The 19,321-nt window shown below is 61.7% G+C and carries 18 protein-coding genes; 11 read left to right on the forward strand and 7 right to left on the reverse strand.

All coding sequences use genetic code 11. The features are described from left to right. Nucleotides 1-15: 15 nt before the first annotated feature. From AC3ZVB_RS19925 to AC3ZVB_RS19955, 7 genes are all read left to right on the forward strand, one after another. The gene (locus AC3ZVB_RS19925) at nucleotides 16-615 is read left to right on the forward strand and encodes a histidine phosphatase family protein (protein ID WP_490147510.1); all 600 of its coding nucleotides are present in this window, start codon (nucleotides 16-18) and stop codon (nucleotides 613-615) included. Between the two features lie 122 nt (nucleotides 616-737). After that, the gene (locus AC3ZVB_RS19930) at nucleotides 738-2,084 is read left to right on the forward strand and encodes an MATE family efflux transporter (protein ID WP_490147511.1); all 1,347 of its coding nucleotides are present in this window, start codon (nucleotides 738-740) and stop codon (nucleotides 2,082-2,084) included. Nucleotides 2,085-2,177: 93 nt separating this feature from the next. Continuing rightward, complete coding sequence (locus tag AC3ZVB_RS19935; protein ID WP_490147512.1) at nucleotides 2,178-2,843, forward strand: phosphoribosyltransferase; 666 nt, start codon at nucleotides 2,178-2,180, stop codon at nucleotides 2,841-2,843. 324 nt (nucleotides 2,844-3,167) lie between these two features. Then, nucleotides 3,168-3,737, forward strand: a complete 570-nt coding sequence (locus AC3ZVB_RS19940) for a YceI family protein (RefSeq protein WP_490147513.1) — start codon at nucleotides 3,168-3,170, stop codon at nucleotides 3,735-3,737. Nucleotides 3,738-3,876: 139 nt separating this feature from the next. After that, nucleotides 3,877-4,386, forward strand: coding sequence for a sigma-70 family RNA polymerase sigma factor (locus AC3ZVB_RS19945; protein ID WP_490147514.1), 510 nt, complete (start codon nucleotides 3,877-3,879; stop codon nucleotides 4,384-4,386). Nucleotides 4,387-4,389: 3 nt separating this feature from the next. Then, entirely contained in the window at nucleotides 4,390-5,343 is a 954-nt protein-coding gene (locus AC3ZVB_RS19950; RefSeq protein ID WP_490147515.1) for a FecR domain-containing protein, read from the forward strand. Nucleotides 5,344-5,459: 116 nt separating this feature from the next. Continuing rightward, nucleotides 5,460-7,946 (forward strand): TonB-dependent siderophore receptor, encoded by a 2,487-nt coding sequence (locus tag AC3ZVB_RS19955; RefSeq protein WP_490147516.1) that lies wholly within the window; start codon nucleotides 5,460-5,462, stop codon nucleotides 7,944-7,946. A 150-nt stretch (nucleotides 7,947-8,096) separates the two neighbouring features. On the opposite strand, the gene paoC is transcribed toward AC3ZVB_RS19955, so the two are convergent. The 3 genes from paoC to paoA are packed head-to-tail and all read right to left on the reverse strand — an operon-like array spanning nucleotide 8,097 to nucleotide 11,886. After that, the gene (gene paoC, locus AC3ZVB_RS19960) at nucleotides 8,097-10,295 is read right to left on the reverse strand and encodes an aldehyde oxidoreductase molybdenum-binding subunit PaoC (protein WP_490147517.1); all 2,199 of its coding nucleotides are present in this window, start codon (nucleotides 10,293-10,295) and stop codon (nucleotides 8,097-8,099) included. Next, on the reverse strand, nucleotides 10,292-11,248 hold the full coding sequence (locus AC3ZVB_RS19965) for an FAD binding domain-containing protein (RefSeq protein WP_490147518.1): 957 nt from the start codon (nucleotides 11,246-11,248) through the stop codon (nucleotides 10,292-10,294). The genes paoC and AC3ZVB_RS19965 overlap by 4 nt, the downstream gene beginning before the upstream one ends. Next, nucleotides 11,245-11,886, reverse strand: coding sequence for an aldehyde dehydrogenase iron-sulfur subunit PaoA (paoA, locus tag AC3ZVB_RS19970; RefSeq protein WP_490147519.1), 642 nt, complete (start codon nucleotides 11,884-11,886; stop codon nucleotides 11,245-11,247). Before paoA ends, AC3ZVB_RS19965 begins: the two co-directional genes overlap by 4 nt. Nucleotides 11,887-12,406: 520 nt before the next feature. On the opposite strand from paoA, the gene AC3ZVB_RS19975 reads away from it, so the two are divergent. After that, nucleotides 12,407-13,099 (forward strand): GNAT family N-acetyltransferase, encoded by a 693-nt coding sequence (locus AC3ZVB_RS19975; protein ID WP_490147520.1) that lies wholly within the window; start codon nucleotides 12,407-12,409, stop codon nucleotides 13,097-13,099. A gap of 145 nt (nucleotides 13,100-13,244) precedes the next feature. On the opposite strand, the gene AC3ZVB_RS19980 is transcribed toward AC3ZVB_RS19975, so the two are convergent. Continuing rightward, nucleotides 13,245-14,549 (reverse strand): ATP-binding protein, encoded by a 1,305-nt coding sequence (locus tag AC3ZVB_RS19980; protein WP_490147521.1) that lies wholly within the window; start codon nucleotides 14,547-14,549, stop codon nucleotides 13,245-13,247. After that, on the reverse strand, nucleotides 14,546-15,286 hold the full coding sequence (locus tag AC3ZVB_RS19985) for a response regulator (RefSeq protein ID WP_162439511.1): 741 nt from the start codon (nucleotides 15,284-15,286) through the stop codon (nucleotides 14,546-14,548). Before AC3ZVB_RS19985 ends, AC3ZVB_RS19980 begins: the two co-directional genes overlap by 4 nt. 306 nt (nucleotides 15,287-15,592) lie before the next feature. Between AC3ZVB_RS19985 and AC3ZVB_RS19990 the strand changes: the two genes are divergently transcribed. The 3 genes from AC3ZVB_RS19990 to AC3ZVB_RS20000 all read left to right on the forward strand — a co-directional run bounded on the left by AC3ZVB_RS19990 (nucleotide 15,593) and on the right by AC3ZVB_RS20000 (nucleotide 17,575). Beyond that, on the forward strand, nucleotides 15,593-15,856 hold the full coding sequence (locus AC3ZVB_RS19990) for a DUF2790 domain-containing protein (RefSeq protein ID WP_490147522.1): 264 nt from the start codon (nucleotides 15,593-15,595) through the stop codon (nucleotides 15,854-15,856). Between the two features lie 43 nt (nucleotides 15,857-15,899). Further along, complete coding sequence (locus AC3ZVB_RS19995) at nucleotides 15,900-16,196, forward strand: hypothetical protein (RefSeq protein WP_490147523.1); 297 nt, start codon at nucleotides 15,900-15,902, stop codon at nucleotides 16,194-16,196. A gap of 167 nt (nucleotides 16,197-16,363) precedes the next feature. Continuing rightward, on the forward strand, nucleotides 16,364-17,575 hold the full coding sequence (locus AC3ZVB_RS20000) for a cytochrome c biogenesis protein DipZ (RefSeq protein ID WP_490147524.1): 1,212 nt from the start codon (nucleotides 16,364-16,366) through the stop codon (nucleotides 17,573-17,575). A gap of 136 nt (nucleotides 17,576-17,711) precedes the next feature. Here the strand turns inward: AC3ZVB_RS20000 and AC3ZVB_RS20005 are convergent, their stop codons facing one another. Both AC3ZVB_RS20005 and AC3ZVB_RS20010 read right to left on the reverse strand, forming a co-directional pair. Then, a complete protein-coding gene (locus AC3ZVB_RS20005) occupies nucleotides 17,712-18,173 on the reverse strand; it encodes a GNAT family N-acetyltransferase (RefSeq protein WP_490147525.1) in 462 nt (153 codons plus the stop codon). A 117-nt stretch (nucleotides 18,174-18,290) separates the two neighbouring features. Next, on the reverse strand, nucleotides 18,291-19,265 hold the full coding sequence (locus AC3ZVB_RS20010) for an AraC family transcriptional regulator (protein WP_162439516.1): 975 nt from the start codon (nucleotides 19,263-19,265) through the stop codon (nucleotides 18,291-18,293). Between the last annotated feature and the right edge of the window lie 56 nt (nucleotides 19,266-19,321).

Raw genomic sequence — 19,321 nt, forward strand, 5'->3', positions numbered from 1 at the left:
CCCGAGATGGATTTCATGCATTTACACGTCATACGCCACGGAGAAACCCTGGCCAACATCGAGAAGCGCTACCTCGGCACGCTCGATGCGCCACTCACCGAACGGGGCCGGCAACAAGCCCAGGCACTCACGACTCAATTGCCCGAAACCATCGATGCCATCGTCGTGTCCCCCCGTCTCAGGGCCCAACAAACAGCCGAGATCCTGAGCGCAGGCCTGAACATCCCGCTGCAGACCCTGGACTGCTTCGCGGAACGCAACGTTGGGGTTTTCGAAGGGTTGACCCAGACCGAAGCCCGAGACCAGTACCCGCAATTGTGGTCGCAGAACATCACCCGTCAGTGGGATGCCGCACCGACAGGGGGTGAGTCGATTGCCGAAGTCGTGAGCCGCGTCAGAGACGGCCTCATTGAACTGGCTGCCCGGCATTCGACAGACACCGTCGTGCTGGTCGCCCATGGCTTCGTGGCGAAGGTCATTCGCGCATTGGAGAAAGAGGATTTTTCGGATTTCTTCAAGTGGCAGCTGTCGAACGGGAGCGTGCTGGTGCTGGAAAACTTTCGAACCCCGACGTCTACCGTTGAGCGCCTGAAAAGCTCAATGCCTGTGTCCTGAGCCGGATTTCTGTGGCTTGGCCGATTGGCATTGGCATCAACTGCGTTAGTTTCCATTGCCCCCAGCCCAGAGGCTATCCTTCAGAACCCACCACCTCGCAGTCGAGACGGACCTCCCATCCAATGCAAACCCAGCCTCTCTGGAAAACCTACCTCCTTTTCCTCGCCCCCATGGTGCTCTCCAATTTCCTGCAATCCATGTCGGGCACGATCAACAGCATCTACATCGGCCAAATGCTCGGTACCCAGGCGCTCGCCGCGGTGTCGGGCATGTTCCCCATCGTCTTCTTCTTCATCGCCCTGGTCATCGGCCTTGGCGCCGGCGCGAGCGTGCTGATCGGGCAGGCCTGGGGCGCGCGCGAGCTGCACATGGTCAAAGCCATCGCCGGCACCACGCTGTTGCTGGGTGCCATGATCGGCCTGACCGCTGCGGTGCTTGGCAGTGTGTTTGCGCGACCGGCCTTGCAGGGTTTGGGCACGCCGGTGGACGTGCTGGACGATGCCGTGGCCTACGCCCACGTGATGATGTGGATCATGCCCTCGCTGTTGGTCTACGTGCTGTTCACCCAGTTGCTGCGTGGGGTGAGCGATACGTTGTCGCCGTTGGTGGCCTTGCTGGTATCGACCTGTATCGGGTTGGCGCTGACGCCGGCGCTGATTCGCGGGTGGTTGGGGTTGCCGCCGATGGGGATTCAGAGTGCGGCCTATGCGGGGTTGGCGGGTAACCTGGCGGCGATGGGCTGGTTGGCGTGGCGGTTGATTTCCAGGGGGCATCCTTTGGCTCCGGACCGGGAGATGTTTGCGGCGATGCGCCTGGATCGGGTGATTCTCGGCAAGGTGCTGCGCATCGGCCTGCCGACGGGCTTGCAGATGGTGGTGCTGTCGCTGTCGGAACTGGTGATTCTGGCGTTGGTGAATCAGCACGGTTCCCAGGCGACGGCGGCGTATGGGGCGGTGACGCAGATCGTCAATTACGTGCAGTTTCCGGCCTTGTCGATTGCGATCACCGCATCGATCCTCGGCGCTCAGGCCATCGGGGCAGGGCGCGTTGAACGCCTGGGGCCGATCCTGCGCACCGGGCTCTGGATCAACGTGTGCCTGACCGGTGGTTTGGTGCTGCTGGGTTATCTGTTATCGCACTGGTTGCTGGGCTTGTTCCTCACCGAAGATGCGACCCAGGTGATGGCCGAGCACTTGCTGCACATCATGCTCTGGAGCCTGTTGGTGTTCGGCTTCCAGGCGATCATCGGCGGCATCATGCGCGCCAGCGGTACGGTGCTGGTGCCGATGGCGATTTCGATTGTGTGCGTGCTGCTGGTGCAGTTGCCGGTGGCGTATCTGCTCGATGCGCAGTTCGGTTTGCAAGGGGTGTGGATGGCGTTTCCAGTGGCGTATCTGGGGATGCTGGCGTTGCAGACGACCTACTACACCTTCGTCTGGAAGCATCGCAAGATTGAACGACTGGTGTAGCGCTGAGGTTGATGTCGACGCCTTTCGGATCGACAATCCAGAGTGACCTCATGAGGTGAACCGACAGGCGTGATCGCCTGGGGAGGTGTTCAAGTGAGTCCCTCATCGCCACTCATTTTGCAGGACCGGGCAGCGGCCGGCAGACGCCTGACAGAACCGCTGCGCCATTACGCGGACAGGCCCGATGTCCTCGTCCTCGCCTTACCCCGAGGCGGTGTTCCGGTTGCGTACGAGGTGGCCACGGCCCTCAACCTTCGCCTCGACCTGATGCTGGTGCGCAAGCTCGGGGTGCCGACCCAGCCAGAGCTCGCCATGGGGGCCATTGCCAGCGGCGGTATTCAGATTCTCAACGATCATGCCTTGCAGTTTCACCCGATTGACCGGGCGGCATTCGAGGCCGTGGTCGCTCGGGAAACCCGGGAGTTGCTGCGCCGTGAGCAGGCTTACCGGGGAACGCGCGCACCCGTACAACTCAAGAATCAAGCCGTGATCCTGATCGACGATGGCCTGGCCACCGGCGCCTCGATGAGGGCGGCGATCCACGCGGTGCGGACGCAGTCGCCGTCGCGCATTGTCGTCGCTGTGCCCGTGGCGCCGGTGGAGACCGCCGAAGCGCTGCGCCGCGAAGTAGACGAACTGATTTGCCCGATCACCCCCGAGTGGTTCACGTCGATCGGCCATTGGTACATGGATTTTTCCCAGACACCGGATGCCGAGGTGATCAGGCTGCTGCAACGCGCCTGGCAGCCGCGTGCGTAGTTCGGGCCTCCCACCAACCCTGTGACGAGCGAGCTTGCCCGCGCCGGCGGCCGCATGCGTAAGTCCGGTCTGTCGATAAACCTGTGGCGAGCGAGCTTGCTCGCGCCGGCGGCCGCACGCGTAAGTCCGGTCTGTCGATAAATCTGTGGCGAGCGAGCTTGCTCGCGCTGGGCAGCGAAGCGGCCCCCAAAACGCCCCCCGACAGGTGGTCGGAAGTCTGCGCTTCGAGTGGAATAACCCGCCGTTCTTTGCTTTAGTCCACCTGTTGCCGTGCTGATCTGCACGGCCTTGAATCGGTCAGCAGAGCCCCGGCCGGAGAATCACATGATCTCTCGCTTCTCGCGTTCCGCCGCCTGGGCAATGGCTCTGATGCTGGGCATTACGCCGCTCGCCGGCGCCACCGAATACACCCGCGTAAACCCCACCGCGAGCCAGATCAGTTTCACGTTCAACCAGATGGGCTCCGAGGTGTACGGCACGTTTGGCAAATTCGAAGCCACCCTGGATTTCGACACCGCCAACCTGGCCGCAGCGCACACCAAACTGGTCATCGACATGGCCAGCATCGACGCCGGTAGTGAAGACGCCAATACCGAATTGCAGAAGCCTGCCTGGTTCAACACCGCTGACTTTCCCCAAGGCATTTTCGAGTCGACCCAAGTGACTGACCTGGGCGATAACCGCTATGCCGTGAAAGGCAATCTGACGTTGAGGGGCATGACCCGCGAAGTGCAGGTGATGGTTGAGCTGAAGCCCGAGAGTGGCATCGGGCTGTTCAACGGTGAGTTTGTGCTCAAGCGCGACCACTTCAGGATCGGCGTAGGGGAGTGGGCGGACACCGTGGTGTCCAAAGACATCGATATCAAGTTTCGGGTCGTGGCGCCGGAGCATTGATGAGCGGGTCGCTTGCCCTTGCGCAAGCTCTGCGTGGACGTATGTCGTGAAATCGATGCAGGTCCCATCTTGCCAACCGACAGCCCATTGGACGAAAATGAGAGTCATTATCAAATAAATTCTGCTCCGGGCCGTCGCCATGTCCTCCGTCGATCTCAATCACCAACACGCCGTGCATACGCTTTACGAGAATCATCACTCATGGCTTTGCGGCTGGTTGCGTCAACGACTCGGCTGCATCGACAACGCGGCGGACCTGGCACAGGACACGTTCATTCGCGTCATGACGCAACGCAAGACGCCCGAATTGCGCGAGCCCCGCGCTTACCTGAGCACGGTCGCGCGCAGTCTGATGATCGATATGTTCCGTCGTCGCGCGCTGGAACAGGCCTACCTGGAAACCCTCGCGCTCAACCCCGAGCCGATCGACATCTCACCTGAAACCCGCACCCTGATTATCGAAACGCTGATCGAAATCGACAGGTTGCTCGACGGTCTCGGTGGGCGTACCCGTGAGATTTTCCTGTTGGCGCAGCTCGACGGCCTGAGCTACGTGGAAATCGGCCGGCGCCTGAAGGTGTCGGTGAATACGGTGAAAAAACACGCGGTGCGTGCGCTGACGCATTGCTTGTTGCTGGTCGAGGATTGACCGGTGGCCCATCCGCAACCCCTGGACCACGCGACGCTCGAGGCGGCTGCCCGCTGGTATGTCGACCTGCGTGGCGAGGTGCCGGACGACGCCACCCGTGAGGCGCACCGTCGCTGGCTGGCGTGTGACCCACGCCATGCGCAAGCCTGGGAACGGCTGGCGCGGCTACAGGACAAACTCGGCCAGGTCGCGCCGGGCATTGCGCGTCCGACACTGACCAGTGCCCGCGCCAAGCGCCGCGATGTGCTCAAGGTGCTGTCGATGCTGCTGGCGGCGGGCGGGGCCGGAACGCTGGCGTGGAACACCACGCCATTGCCGACCTTGATGGCGGACCAACGCACTGGCACTGGCGAGCGTCGCCGGGTTCGCCTCAATGACGGCAGCCAGTTGCAACTCAATACCGCGACCGCCGTGGACATTCGCTACAGCGACCGCTTGCGGGAAATTCGCTTGCTCAGCGGCGAGATCCAGATTGAAACCGCTCAGGATCAACAGGCGCGGCCGTTTATCGTGCACACGGCATCAGGCAGCATTCGCGCGTTGGGCACCCGTTTTGTCGTGCGGTATCAGGCAGATCGCACCCAGGTCAGTGTTCAGGAGCATGCGGTCGAGGTGCGTAGTGCTCATGCGATGGGGCCGGCCGTGCGCGTGGCGGCGGGTCAGCAGCTGAGTTTCGGCACGAACGATGTCGGTCAGTTGCAGCGCTCAAACCCCCAGGCCGATGCCTGGACCCGCGACATGCTGGTGATCAACGACTGGCGCCTGGGGGCGTTCATCGAGGAATTGCAGCGCTATCGTCCAGGCTTTCTGGGGTGCGATCCCACAATTGCCGACCTGCGAATCTCCGGTGCATTTCATCTGCGCAGTACCGACACCATTCTGGAAAACCTGACCACGACCCTGCCGGTCCGCGTCCGCCGTTTCAGCCGTTACTGGACCCGTGTCGAACCTGTTTGAGCCGCCATCCAAAATAATTTCTCGAAGGGGGTTGTTGATTTGCATTCTCGTTCGACTTTGTAGATAGAGGCGCAACAGACGCCGCCATTTACTGCCATCGGGCGAAAGGAAACTGCATGACCCCTCGCAATCCCCAACCGCGCACTGTTGCTACCCAACATTTAACCAAGCCCTTGAGTCGGGCCGTGCACGCCGCGCTACTCGGCATGGCGCTGATCGTTCCGTTGGGGATGGCGGTGGTGGCACAGCCCGCTTGGGCACAGACCGATGTCGAGACAGCCTTTGATATTCCGGCCGGTTCCCTGGGGCTGGCGCTGACCCAGTTCGCATCCACGGCGGGTGTGACGGTGTCGTTCGACCCAGCGCATGCCGCTGGCCAGAAAACCGCAGGGCTGCGAGGGCACTACACATTGGATGCGGGCTTGCAAACACTGCTCGCCGGCAGCAAGTTGCAGGCCGTGCGTCAGGCCAACGGTAGCTATTCGCTGTTGCCGATTGCCGACGGCTCGGCTTTGCAACTGGGCGCCACCAGCATCACCGGTCGGGCGATCGAATCAGCCTACGGACCGGTAGACGGCTACGTCGCCACCCGCAGCGCCACCGGCACCAAAACCGATACGCCGATCCTGGAAGTTCCCCAGGCCATCAACGTGGTCACGGCCGACCAGGTTGCTGTCCAAGGCGCGCGCAACCTGACCCAGGCCCTGCGCTACACGCCCGGCTTGAGCACGGGCGGGTTCACAGACCGTAACGCCATCGCCGACGAAATCACCAGTCGTGGTTTTGCCCCGACGCCGCTGTACTTTGACGGCGCCTACATTCCCTATGCCGGCAGCCTGGGCGGTGCTCCGCAAATCGATCCGTACACGCTGGAACGCATCGAAGTGCTCAAGGGCCCGTCGTCGGTGCTGTATGGACAGAACCAGCCGGGCGGCCTGATCAACCTGGTGTCCAAGCGTCCGACCACTGAACAACGCAGTCAGGTCAAGCTGGGTGCGGGCAGTTACAACAGGGTCAACGGTGCATTCGACACCAGTGGTCCGATTGACGATCAGAAAGAGTTCACCTATCGCGTGGTCGGCGTCGGCAAAAAAGGCAACGAGCAGGTTGCCCATACCAACACCGAACGCATGCTGCTGGCGCCGAGCCTGACCTGGACACCCAACGACGACACGTCCCTGACCTTGCTGGCGCAGATCCAGCGCGATGACGGCCTCGCCGATTATCAGGCGCTGCCGAGGATCGGCTCCCTCGACCGGGGTCCCACCGGCCAGAAAATCAAACGGGATTTTTTCTCCGGCGACTCGCGCTACAACGACTACAAGCGTGATCAGTACATCTTCGGCTATGACTTCAGCCATAACCTGACCGACGATCTGACGTACCGCTCCACGGCGCGTTACACCGATGTGCGCGATGATTACAAAGGCTTCTACCTGCGCAGCTTCGTCACCGATGACGCCGGCGTAACCGATGAAACCCAGGCCAACCGCGTCAAGCTGAACTGGAAGCAGCACAACATCGCCTACACCGTCGATAACAACCTGGAATATAAATTCAACACTGGCGCCCTGGAACACACCACGCTGGTGGGCGTGGACTATCGGCATTTCAGTCGCAAGTACGACGGATACAACGCCTACAACGTGCTGCCCATCGACCTCTACGGCAAGAACAACTACGACACCAGCAGCGTGACCCCGGTGCTCGATACCAAGTGGGATAACACCATCCGCCAGACCGGTGGGTACCTGCAGGACCAGATCAAACTGGACAAGTGGATCCTGACCGTTGGCGGTCGCCAGGACTGGGCCGAAATCGACAACAAGGACCTGCTTGCCCATACCGTTGCCTCACAACGAAACAACCAGTTCACGGGGCGCATTGGCCTGACCTACCTGACCGATTTTGGTTTGGCGCCCTACGTCAGCTACTCCGAATCTTTCCTGCCGAACCTGGGGACCGCGGCACCCGAACGCGGTGGAAAAGCCTTTGAGCCGACCGAAGGCGAGCAGTACGAAGTGGGGGTGAAGTACCAGCCATTCGACAAGACGCTGATCACTGCGTCGGTGTTCCAGATCAAACAGAAAAACGTGCTGACCGGCGACACGGAGTATCCGCAGTACTCGGCGCCGAACGGTGAAGTGCGTTCGCGCGGTATCGAGCTGGAGGCCAAGTCCAGCCTGGACAACATCGACGTCATTGCCGCCGCGAGCTATATCGACTCGTTCTACACCAAAAGTACCTATGGCGATCAGGACAATCGCAGCGAAGCAACAGCGCCGGTGTCTGCCTCGTTGTGGGTGGACTACCACTTCACCCAGGCCACGCTCAATGGCCTGACTTTCGGCGCGGGTGCTCGTTACACCGGACGCAAGCCGGGTGATGCGGCCAACTCGTTCGACGTGCCGGCCTATGTCGTCTACGACACTACCGTCAGCTACGACATGGGCAAACTGGACGCCAGCCTGCGCGGGTTGCGCACCAGTCTGAATGTGCAGAACGTGTTCGACCGCGAATACGTTTCGGACTGCAACTATTCGTTCGGATGCTATTACGGGCAGGAGCGGGTGGCCGCGGTCGAGATGACCTACGACTGGTAATCATGGGGTAGAACTGACTTGTCAGGCCGCCGAATCAACGGCGGCCTGGCAGCGGAGCATTTCCTGAAATGTGTCATCACCTCGACAGCAATGGCGACTGACACTCCGCCATCGCGAGCAGGCTCGCACACAGGGGGGTTGGTGCGAACTTCAAATCATCGGCGGCAACTTGTCCAGAATCTTGTCCAGCGTGATCGGGTACTCCCTTACACGCGCCCCCGTCGCGTTGTAGATCGCATTGGCAATCGCCGCGCTCACTCCACACAATCCTAATTCCCCAACACCCTTGGCCTTCATCGGCGACGACATCGGGTCCACTTCATCGAGGAAAATCACCTCCTGATGCGGGATGTCGGCATGCACCGGTACTTCGTAGCCGGCCAGGTCATGATTGACGAAAAAACCGGCGCGTTTATCGACGGCCAGTTCCTCCATCAGCGCCGCGCCGACGCCCATGGTCATGGCGCCGATCACCTGGCTGCGGGCGGACGTCGGGTTGAGGATTCGCCCGGCGGCGCACACGGCCAACATGCGTCGCACGCGGGTTTCGCCGGTGGCGCTGTCGACCGCGACTTCGACAAAGTGCGCACCGAAGGTCGATTGCTGGTACTGCTTGCTCAGTTCGGCAAATTCGATTGAGTCTTCGGCCACCAGTTCGCTGGCCTGGGCGGCACTGCCCAATGGCACGCTTTTTCCGGCGAAGCGTACTTCGCCACCGGCAAACACGGCTTCATCCGGGTTCATGTCGAGGCGCTGCGCAACGGCCTCGCGAAGCTTCACGCACGCGGCGTATACACCGGCCGTCGAACAGTTGGCGCCGAACTGGCCGCCCGAGCCCGCCGATACCGGGAAGCTGGAGTCCCCCAGGCGCACGACTACCTTGTCCAGCGGCACACCCATCATCTCCGCCGCCGTCTGGCCGATGATCGTGTAGCTGCCGGTGCCGATGTCGGTCATGTCGGTTTCCACGGTGACGATGCCCTGATCGTTCAGCCGCACCCGCGCACCCGATTTCACCAGGTTGTTATTGCGAAACGCGACCCCGACGCCCATGCCGATCAACCAGCGCCCCTCTAGTTGCGTGCCCGGTTGCGGATGGCGTTTGCTCCAGCCAAAACGTGCCGCGCCGGTGCGCAGACATTCGATCAACTGCCGGGTGGAGTAGGGGCGCTTGGGATTGGTAGGGTCGACCTGCGTGTCATTGCGCACGCGAAATTCGATGGGGTCGAGCTTGAGCTTTTCCGCCATCTCGTCCATGGCGATTTCCAGCGCCATCAGGCCGGGGGTCTCGCCCGGTGCGCGCATGGCATTGCCTTCGGGCAGGTCCAGGGTCGAGAGCCGCATCGTCACCAGCCGATTCTCACCGGCATACAACAATTTGCTCGGTTGCGCGGCCCGCTCGACCTTGCCACCGGGCAGGTCGCCCGACCAACCTTCATGGCCCATGGCGGTGATCTTGCCGTCGGGGGTGGCCCCGATGCGGATGCGTTGAATGGTCGCCGGCCGGTGGGTGGAATTGTTGAACATCATTGGACGCGCCAGCGCGACTTTCACCGGCCTGCCGGACAGGCGCGCGCCGAGGGCTGCGAGGACTGCATCGGAGCGAATAAACAGCTTTCCACCAAATCCGCCACCAATGTAGGGCGATATCAAGCGCACATTCTGCTTCGGCACGCCCAGGGTGGTGGCCAGGTCGGTGACGGACCAGTCGATCATCTGGTTCGACGTCCACAGCGTGAGCTGGTCGCCTTCCCAGAACGCCATCGACGCAAACGGCTCCATCATGGCGTGGGCCTGATCGGGGGTGGTGTAGGTCTGGTCCAGTTGCACCGGCGCCGCAGCGAACGCCCCGGCAAAATCCCCATGGCTGACGTCCGGCATCTGATCCTTGGCTTCCACGCCCGACGCGCGGGTGCTGGCCAGATCGAAGGCGCCCTCGGCGCGCACATAATCCACCTTGACCCGTTCGGCAGCGGCTCGCGCCTGTTCGAAGGTTTCCGCGACCACCAGGGCGATGGCCTGGTGGTAGTGCTGGATGTCCGGGCCGGCGAGCAGTCTGGCGGTGTTGTATTTTCCGAGGCCGAGTGTGCCGGCGTTGTCTGCCGTGACGATGGCGATCACACCGGGCGCTGCCTGGGCGTCGGCCAGATCCATCGAAGCGATGCGCCCCTTGGCGATGCCCGAGCCCACCACCACACCATAGGCCTGGTTCGGCACGGCGGTGTGGTGTTCGTAGGCATAAGGCGCCTGGCCGGTGGTTTTCAAGGGACCTTCGATGCGCGTCGTGGGCTTGCCGACCACGTTCATCTGGTCGATGGGATTGGTGGTGGCGGGGGTATCGAATTTCATGCGTGAGCCCTCGCTTGGGCCATCACCGAGGCGAGCGTGCGCTCGACCAGTGTCAGCTTGAATGCATTTTGCTCGGTGGGCGTAGCGCCTGCGAGCAATTGATCGGTGACGGCTTTTGCGCCTTGGGACATCAGCGATTCGGCCGCTTCCACGCGCCACGGCTTGTGCGCGACACCGCCGAGTGCGACACGCCCCGAACCGTCCGCTTGAATCACTACGCCGACCGACACCAGCGCGAAGGCGTAGGACGCGCGGTCACGAACCTTCTGATAAATGTGCGTGCCGCCCAGTGGCGCCGGCAGCGTGACCGCCGTAATCAGCTCGTGGGCGGCCAGTGAGGTTTCGATGTTGGGCGTATTACCGGGCAACCGATGAAAGTCGGCCATCGCGATGACGCGGGTGGTGCCGTCGGGGCGGACGGTTTCCACCTGGGCATCGAGGGCGCGCATGGCCACGGCCATGTCGCTGGGGTGCGTGGCGATGCAGGCCTCACTGACACCGATGATGCCGAGCGGGCGACTGAAGCCTGCGATGGCGGCACAGCCACTGCCGGGTTGGCGTTTGTTGCACGCCTGGTGGGTGTCATAGAAGTAAGGGCAGCGGGTGCGCTGCAACAGGTTGCCAGCGGTGGTCGCCATGTTGCGCAATTGGCCGGAGGCGCCGGCGAGCAGGGCGCGGGACAGCAGCCCGTAGTCCTTTCTGATCCGCGAGTCGGCGGCGAGGTCGGTGTTCCTGACCAATGCGCCGATCCTCAATCCGCCTTCGGGCGTGGCGTCGATTTTGTCGAGGGCCAGGCCGTTGACGTCGATCAGGTGCGTGGGTGTTTCGATGTCCAGTTTCATCAGGTCCAGCAGATTGGTACCGCCGGCGATGAAACGTGAACCGTCCACTTGTGCCGCCAGCGCGGCGGCTTCTGCGGGGGACTTGGCGCGTAGATAGGTAAAGGGCCTCATGCGCTGGCCTCCGCGACTTCGATGATCGCGTCGATAATGTTGGAGTACGCGCCGCAGCGGCAGATGTTGCCGCTCATGCGTTCCTGGAATTCACTGGCGATCAGTTGCGGTTTATCCGTGAGACTCGGGCTGGCATGGCTGGGTATACCGTCGCGAATTTCACCCAGTACCGCGACCGCCGAACAGATCTGCCCAGGCGTGCAGTACCCGCACTGGTAACCGTCGTGCTTGATGAAAGCAGCCTGCATCGGGTGCAGTTTGTCGGGGGTGCCAAGGCCTTCGATGGTGGTGATGTTCGAACCTTCGTGCATCACCGCCAGCGTCAGGCAGGAGTTGATGCGCCGGCCATCGGCAATCACCGTACAGGCGCCGCACTGGCCGTGATCGCAGCCTTTCTTGGTGCCTGCCAGTTGCAGGTGTTCGCGTAACGTATCGAGCAATGTGGTGCGGGTATCGAGGTCGAGCTTTCTTAGCTGGCCATTGACAGTGAGGGACACCGTCGACTTGATCGGGCGCGCCGCGTTGGCGGCGCTGGCCTCGGCGCAGATGAAGGGCGGGAGCGCGAGTGCCGTGGCCGATACGGCGCCGACAATCAGGAACGTGCGTCTGGATATCGAATGCGGGTCACGGTCGTCCATTGGTTCGATTCCTAAGGTTTGTCGTCGTCGAGGCTCACAAGAAAGAGTGACACCTTCAGTGGCTGAAGGTTTTGCGTATTTCGGCTATAGAGTTATGCGTGTGATTCATGAATCGAGCAAAGCACTTGATTGGACACCCTGGTCTGATGTTGTGACGGGCGGCCCCATCGCGAGCAAGCTCGCTCCCACAGGTAATGCTGTTCACTTAAGCCCGGACTGTAACTGTGGCGAGGGAGCTTGCTCCCGCTGGGTCGCGAAGCGGCCCCAAATGAGGGGCTGCTGCGCAGCCAGCGGGAGAAAGCTCCCTCGCCACGGGTTTCAATTCAGCTCGAAATTTCTTAAGTGAACAGCATTACGCTCCCACAGGGGTTTCCGTATGACGCAGATCCCTGTGGGAGCGGGCTTGCTCGCGAAGAGGCCATCCGATACCGCTGAGATTCTCTGCTGACCCACCACCCACGCCCAGCGCGTTATGATAGGCACCCCCAGCGAACACGCCCGCCCCAGAGTCAACACCACAATGCCCCAGATCACCCATTTCAAAACCCCGTGCCCCGAGCACTTCAACAGTCAGATCCTGCAGATGGTCGTCGACAACCTGACCGACATCAGCATGATCGCCATCCCCCCCAGCAACCTGCTGTACAACGTCTACCAGTACGCGATCGGCTTTGAGGTTCATCTGTACCTGGAGGCGTTGAACGGGGCGAAGGGGATTGCGGTGGAGTTACTCGTTGCCACCGACGAGGACGATCCGCAACAGGTCATTGGCTTCCTGTTGTACCTGCCGATCCAGGACGATCCCGAGGCGTGCGGCGTGGCTTACATGGCGGTTCACGCTAACCATCGGCGCCAGGGTGTGGCCCGGCGGATGCTGCGCGAAATGGTCGGCCGTTACCCGCACGCCGAGCTGACGTGCGCCGTGGCGAAAGTGCCGTGGTTCGAGTCCATGGGCTTTCAGGTGGTGGGTGTGCGCGGCACCCAGGTGCTGATGAACACCCGTGACCATAGCAGTGACGGGTTGATGGGGTTGCTGGATGTGGGACCGATCTACAGTTCGCTGGAGGTGCGGCAGATCCACACCTACCTGCTGCAACTGCACGGCAAGCGGGCGATGGTTGACGCGGAGAAACAGCGTGATCGACATCTGGATCAGCTGACGTACAAGGCCAACGAGTTTGTTCGCGGGCGTAATGCGAAACCCCAGGGCTGACACCCTTGTGGCGAGGGGATTTAGCGAAACGTCGCACCGCCCCGTTCGGCTGCGTAGCAGTCGTAAATTTTGGGGCCGCTTCGCGACCCAACGGGGATAAATCCCCTCGCCACAGCTTCGCCAGCTGCTACAGGGGGTGTGAGGTTCACTGACCCGTCGGGAGCCGAAGCTCCGCACACAATCCACCCCCTTCACGATTACTCAAGGTCAGCGACCCACCCAATGCCAGCGCCAGTTGCTGGGCAATCGCCAGGCCCAGGCCCGTGCCACCGGTGCTGCGATTGCGCGAGTTTTCCACGCGGTAGAACGGTTCCAGCACGTGGGCGAGTTCTGCCTCGGCGATGCCCGGCCCCCGGTCCATGACTTTCACCGACAGGCTGCCATCCACTTGCGCTTGCACCTCCAGCTGCGCCGCACCGGCAAACTTCAGGGCGTTGTCCGTCAGATTGACCAGCACCCGCCGCAGCGCGTGGGGGCGGGTGTTGATCACTGCAGCGCTTTTGCCGTCCAGTGACACGTCCTTGCCCATGTCCTGATAGTCGAACACCAGGCTGTCGAGGAACGAATCCAGGTTGGTCCGGCAGATTTCTTCGGTAGCGCCATGCACGCTGCGCGCATAAGCGACGCCTTCGCGCACCAGATGCTCGATCTCGCCGAGGTCGTTCCAGAGCTTGTCCTTCTCGCTGGAATCGTCCATGAATTCGGCGCGCAATTTCATCCGCGTGATCGGGGTTTGCAGGTCGTGGGAAATGGCCGCCAGCAGCTGCATGCGTTCTTTCAGATAAGCCGCGATGCGCGCCTGCATGGCGTTGAACGCCTTGGCGGCATGGGCAACTTCGGTCGGACCTTTTTCGTCCAGATGGACCGGGCGAGCGTTGGGGTCGAGGGTTTCGACTGCTTCCGAGAGGCGGGTGAGGGGACGAATGGCGATCCTCACGGCCAGCCACGTGCACAAAATCAGCAGCGCCAGTTGCCCCGTCAGCACCATCGGCAGCCACGGCGACAACGGCACCATCGCCGGTCGCACGTCGATGGTCACCGGGTTGCCATCCGCCAGCTTCAGGTGCACCTGAAAGTGTTTTTGCGGGCCGGGAATATCGCTGTAAGTCATCGGGTAATCCTTGCCGATGGCTTCCTTGATCGAGGTCATGGCCATCGGCGAGTCGTGCATCGGTTCGCCCGTCGAGCCTTCATTGAGCAGGTATTGGTAATTGCGCCGATTCAGTTGTTGCAACCAGCTGGCACGCTCGTCGGCGGGCAGGCGGTCGAGAATCGCGATGGAGGTCGACACGTCGGTTTCCAGGTTGCCGAGCATGGTGGTTTTCGCGGTTTGATAACGCTCGTAGTACTGCGCACCAAAAGACAGCCCCTGCGCCAGGATCAACCCGATCAGAAAGATCAGCGAGAGTCGCGAGGCGAGGGTGCGGGGCCAACGCATCGACAGGCTCATGCGGGCGCCCCGATGATTTCGACCGGCAGGGAGAACACATAGCCTTCACTGCGCACAGTCTTGATGTAGGCCGGTTCACGGGCATCGTCCAGCAGGCGCTGGCGCAAGCGGCTGACCAGCAAGTCGATGGAGCGGTCGAACAGGTCGGCGTCGCGACCCTGGGTCAGGTTCAGCAATTGATCCCGGTTGAGCACGCGCTGGGGATGATCGAGGAACACCCGAAGCAAGCGGTACTCCGCGCCACTGAGCGCGACCATGGTGCCGTCCTCATCCAGCAGATGCCGGGCCGAGGTGTCCAGGCGCCAGCGTCCGAAGGCCAGCAGGCGACCACTTTCAGTCACCACCAGGTTCGGCGGCAGCATTCGCGTGCGGCGCAGCACGGCGCTGATTCGCGCGAGCAACTCACGGGCGGCGAACGGTTTGACCAGGTAATCGTCGGCGCCCATTTCCAGACCAATGATGCGGTCGGTTTCATCGTTGCGGGCGGTGAGCATCAGCACCGGAGTGGCCTTGTGTTTACCGGCGCGCAATTCGCGGCACAGCGTCAGGCCGTCGTCGCCCGGCATCATGATGTCGAGCACGATCAGGTCCACCGGCGTGGACTCGAGGAACGAGCGCATCTGCCGGCCATCGGCGACGACGGTGGTGCGCAGGCCGTTCTTCTTCAGGTAGTTGCCGACCAGCTCGCGAATCTCGCGGTCGTCGTCGACGATCAGAATGTGATCAACGTGTTCCATGGGGCCAGGCCTCTGTGAATAGGGAATATCGCGCAGTCTATCGAGCCTTCGCGCGCGCGACTTCTGCCCTTTGTATTGCAGTGTATCTGGCCTTTGGACGGATACACGCGGACGTAAAAATCCCGATTTTCAGGGGGTTTGTATCGCTGTGTATCAAGAGGCGGTTCAGATACGTAGCGATTAATCCACGCCGGTTTTCGACACAGAGGGGATACCTCACGCGCTTTTAATGGGTTCCATCGAGGCAAACCAAACCGCCTCGGCTCAATAGAACGATTGACCCATTGAAGCCTTGAGGAAACCGCCATGAACACCAAAGCCATCTACGTCGCTTGCCTGTTTGCCGCCCTGAACATCTGCACCCTGTCGGCCCGTGCCGAAACTGATGTCACCCCTGAAACTTACACCTACGGCACCCACCTGGACATCAAGAAAGTGATCTCGATGAAGCAGGACGCCACGCCTTCCTGCGGGATCGTCAACGCCCAACTGACCTACCTGGATTCTCAAGGCAAAACCAAGGTCCTGGACTACCGCAAATTTGCTGACGGCTGCCAGGAAGACAACTGAGTCTCGCGATCACCCATTACCCTTTTTCAACAGGAAGAACGCCATGAACAACGTCACCCGCTATTTGACCGCATTCGCCTTTTCCGTCGCCGGCGCGGCCGCTCACGCCAACGCGTCGGTTGAACAAAACACCTGTGGCAGTGCCACCTGCTTTCAACTGACGCCAGTGGCGGAGAAGGGCGGTAGCGCCTTGCTGGCCGCAGATGGTTCGAGCCGTACGCCACAAGGGCAGATGGTGGCCGCAGATGGTTCGAGCCGTACGCCGCAAGGCCAGATGGTGGCGGAGAACGGCGGGAGCCGGACACCTCAGGGGCAATTGCTGGACAGCCAGATGGCTTAGGCCCGACTCATTTATGCAGCCCACACCGACCACTGTGGGAGCGAGCTTGCTCGCGATGGCGGCTTATCAGCCAACGTTGATGTCGACTGACACGGCGCAATCGCGAGCAGGCTCACTCCCACAGGGGAATGTGTTAACCCGACTCGCTCAGTTCCAAGGTGACTCCCATGTTCCTCATCGCTTTCCTGGGCGGCATTCTGACCGTCCTCAGCCCCTGCATCCTCCCGGTCGTGCCGTTCCTGTTTGCCGGTGTCGAACGCACACGCTCCTCGATCCTGCTCACCCTCGGCGGCATGGTCCTGACCTTCGCCCTGATCTCCAGCCTGGCGGTGGTCAGCAGCGAATGGGTAATCCAGGCCAACAACACCGGTCGCCAGGTGGCACTCGTGGTGATGGCGCTGTTCGCCCTGTCGCTGATTTCCGCCCGCGTCGGCGGATGGCTGGCCCGACCTTTTGTGCTGCTGGGTAACCGTCTCGACCCCAACACCCGAAAAATGTCCGGACCGCTGGGCTCGATCATGATCGGCGTTGCGACCGGCCTGCTGTGGGCACCCTGCGCCGGCCCGATACTCGGCGTGATTCTCACCGGCGCCATGCTGCAAGGCGCCAACGCCGGCACCAGTCTGTTGCTGGTGGCCTACGGCTTGGGCAGCGCCTTGTCGCTGGGAACATTGATCTTCGCCGGTCGCGGCCTGGTTAACCGCCTCAAAGCGTCGATTCCAGTCACCGGCTGGCTACGCCGAGGTGCCGGTGTGGCCGTGCTGGCCGCTGCCGCAGTGATCTCCACCGGCGCGGACAAAACATTGCTGGCGGGCACCTCGTCCGAAGGTGTCGCCAGCGTCGAAAAAAGCGTGCTGGAAACGGTGCCAAAGGTTGTCGATTACTTCGTCAGCAAGGTCAAGGCCGACGCGACGATGGACAACGCCAAAGGCGCCATGCCATCGCTTTCCGGCGCAGTGGAATGGCTCAACTCGCCTGCACTGACCACCGACTCCTTGAAAGGCAAAGTGGTGCTGGTGGACTTCTGGACCTACGACTGCATCAACTGCCAGCACACCTTGCCGTACGTGAAGGACTGGGCGAAGAAATACGAGAAGGATGGCCTGGTGGTGATCGGCGTGCACACCCCTGAATACGGCTTCGAACGCATCATCGACAATGTCAGGGATCAGGTAAAAAAACTCGGCATCACCTACCCGGTAGCGATCGACAACAACTACGCCATCTGGCGCAACTTCGACAACCAGTACTGGCCGGCGCACTACCTGATCGACGCCAAGGGCCAGGTGCGCTACACCCACTTTGGTGAAGGTCGCTACGAGACGCAGGAACAGATGATTCAACAGTTGCTGCAAGAGGCAAAAGCACCCGCCCAGTAACCCTGCATATGCAACCCTGTAGGAGCTGCCGAGTGAAACGAGGCTGCGATCTTTTGATCTTTGGTAAAGGTTAAAAAGATCAAAAGATCGTCCGAACGCGGCCCGAGCCTTCGGCAGCTCCTACAGGGTTCGGTGTTTACAGCTCCCGCGCCATAAGCCATTGTTGTTTTTCCCATGCCTCAAAGCTTTCCAGCACCGTCCACCCGCGTTTGCCGTAGTAGTCGCGCTTGTCCTGGGTGTGCAGATAAATCCTCGTCACGCCATTCGCCTTTGCCTGCGCACAAATGCCCTCGATCAAACCTTCCGCCAATCCCTGGCCGCGCGCTTCAGGCGTAACGAAAACGCAGGCGAGCCATGGCCCGAGCTCCGGCCGGTGCGCGAGATCCGCCTTGGCCAGCGCCGCGCCGCCCAGCAGTTGATCGTTGTCCAGTGCGATCAGGCAATTCCAGTCACCATTTGCTTGGCCATCGGCAAACTCCCGTTGCCAGTCGGGCAGGGGCTGCTCGGCGTATTCATAGTGGAACTGCTGGTGGATCCAGGCGGCGTAGGTGTCGCTGTGGTGCGGGTGGTGGATGAGCCAGTCAAGGGTTGGTTGCACGGGGTGAGTCCTTTCCAGAGTCGTGGGCCCATCACAGCGCATTAGTCCACTGGCGGCAATCCCCGGGAGATCGTTGATAGCGACTCTCGGCACGAATGCTGGCGAAATTCTCGTTACTCAATGCCGTTGCTGCAACGCGGCAGCCTGGCACCGGCGCCACGCCGCTGGCGGCGATCCGAACTCACGTCTGAAGGCTCGACTGAAGGCGGTGTCCGTCTGATAACCCACCTCTTCGGCGATACGGGCCAGCGAGGTATTGCTGCGGCTCAACAGATTGGCCGCCAACAACATCCGCCATTGCGTCAGGTACTGCATCGGCGAGCTGCCCACCAGTAGCTGAAAACGTTCGGCCAGTACCGACCTTGAGGTGCCGGCCGTGCGCGCCAGCTCTTCCAGGGTCCAGGCGTCTGCGGGGCGTTTGTGCAAGGCATTCAGGGCTGCGCCGACGATGCGGTCACTGACCCCCGCCAGCCATCCGGTGCGGCCTTCGCCATGTTCGTTCATGTACAGGCGCAGCACTTCGATGAACAACACTTCGGCCAGCTTCGCCAGCACACCTTCGCCGCCGGGCCTGGGCGAACGGGCTTCTGCCAGCGCATAGCGAACCGAGGATTCGAGCCAGATGCCGGCGTTCGAGCCGCGCACATTGACCCTGACCACTGCCGGCAACCCGGTCAGCAGCATGCCCGCCAGTCGCGTATCGCACGCCAGGTACCCACACACCAGACGCGTGACGGCGCCGCCTCCGCCGTAACTCAATTGCCGCGGGCGGCGCGCCAGGACCGCATCCAGCCGCGCGCCACTTGCGGGTGGAAGGCCTGGTCGGGAGCTCATGCGATGGGCATCGCCCTGGGGGAAAACCACCACGTCGCCTGCGGTCAGCAGCAGCGGTGGGTCATCACCGAGCTCGACGTAACACTCGCCTTCGGTGATCAGGTGGAAGATCACCACCCGCTCGGCACTGGGTTCAAGAAAGGGCGCAGCGGTATCGGCGCTCGGCGACTGATAGCACCAAGGCGCGGTGAACCTGGCGTTGATGAAAATCGCGCCGACCAGGCGGACGACGCGCAGGGTCTGGGACAGGGCGTCCATGGTGAGTTTCTCGTTAAAGCGCCCATGCACGAAGGGTGGTTTAAGTGTGGCCCCCT

The organism is Pseudomonas sp. MDV22-iso1 (genome assembly GCF_058145095.1).

Bases quoted from the DNA above. Each gene is read 5' to 3' on its own strand.
- AC3ZVB_RS19930 (WP_490147511.1), top strand. From the start codon at position 738: ATGCAAACCCAGCCTCTCTGGAAAACCTACCTCCTTTTCCTCGCCCCC.
- AC3ZVB_RS19975 (WP_490147520.1), top strand. From the start codon at position 12,407: ATGCCCCAGATCACCCATTTCAAAACCCCGTGCCCCGAGCACTTCAAC.
- paoA (WP_490147519.1), bottom strand. From the start codon at position 11,886: ATGGACGACCGTGACCCGCATTCGATATCCAGACGCACGTTCCTGATT.
- AC3ZVB_RS19925 (WP_490147510.1), top strand. From the start codon at position 16: ATGCATTTACACGTCATACGCCACGGAGAAACCCTGGCCAACATCGAG.
- AC3ZVB_RS19945 (WP_490147514.1), top strand. From the start codon at position 3,877: ATGTCCTCCGTCGATCTCAATCACCAACACGCCGTGCATACGCTTTAC.
- AC3ZVB_RS19965 (WP_490147518.1), bottom strand. From the start codon at position 11,248: ATGAGGCCCTTTACCTATCTACGCGCCAAGTCCCCCGCAGAAGCCGCC.
- AC3ZVB_RS19995 (WP_490147523.1), top strand. From the start codon at position 15,900: ATGAACAACGTCACCCGCTATTTGACCGCATTCGCCTTTTCCGTCGCC.
- paoC (WP_490147517.1), bottom strand. From the start codon at position 10,295: ATGAAATTCGATACCCCCGCCACCACCAATCCCATCGACCAGATGAAC.
- AC3ZVB_RS19985 (WP_162439511.1), bottom strand. From the start codon at position 15,286: ATGGAACACGTTGATCACATTCTGATCGTCGACGACGACCGCGAGATT.
- AC3ZVB_RS20000 (WP_490147524.1), top strand. From the start codon at position 16,364: ATGTTCCTCATCGCTTTCCTGGGCGGCATTCTGACCGTCCTCAGCCCC.
- AC3ZVB_RS19940 (WP_490147513.1), top strand. From the start codon at position 3,168: ATGATCTCTCGCTTCTCGCGTTCCGCCGCCTGGGCAATGGCTCTGATG.
- AC3ZVB_RS19980 (WP_490147521.1), bottom strand. From the start codon at position 14,549: ATGAGCCTGTCGATGCGTTGGCCCCGCACCCTCGCCTCGCGACTCTCG.
- AC3ZVB_RS19955 (WP_490147516.1), top strand. From the start codon at position 5,460: ATGACCCCTCGCAATCCCCAACCGCGCACTGTTGCTACCCAACATTTA.
- AC3ZVB_RS19990 (WP_490147522.1), top strand. From the start codon at position 15,593: ATGAACACCAAAGCCATCTACGTCGCTTGCCTGTTTGCCGCCCTGAAC.
- AC3ZVB_RS20010 (WP_162439516.1), bottom strand. From the start codon at position 19,265: ATGGACGCCCTGTCCCAGACCCTGCGCGTCGTCCGCCTGGTCGGCGCG.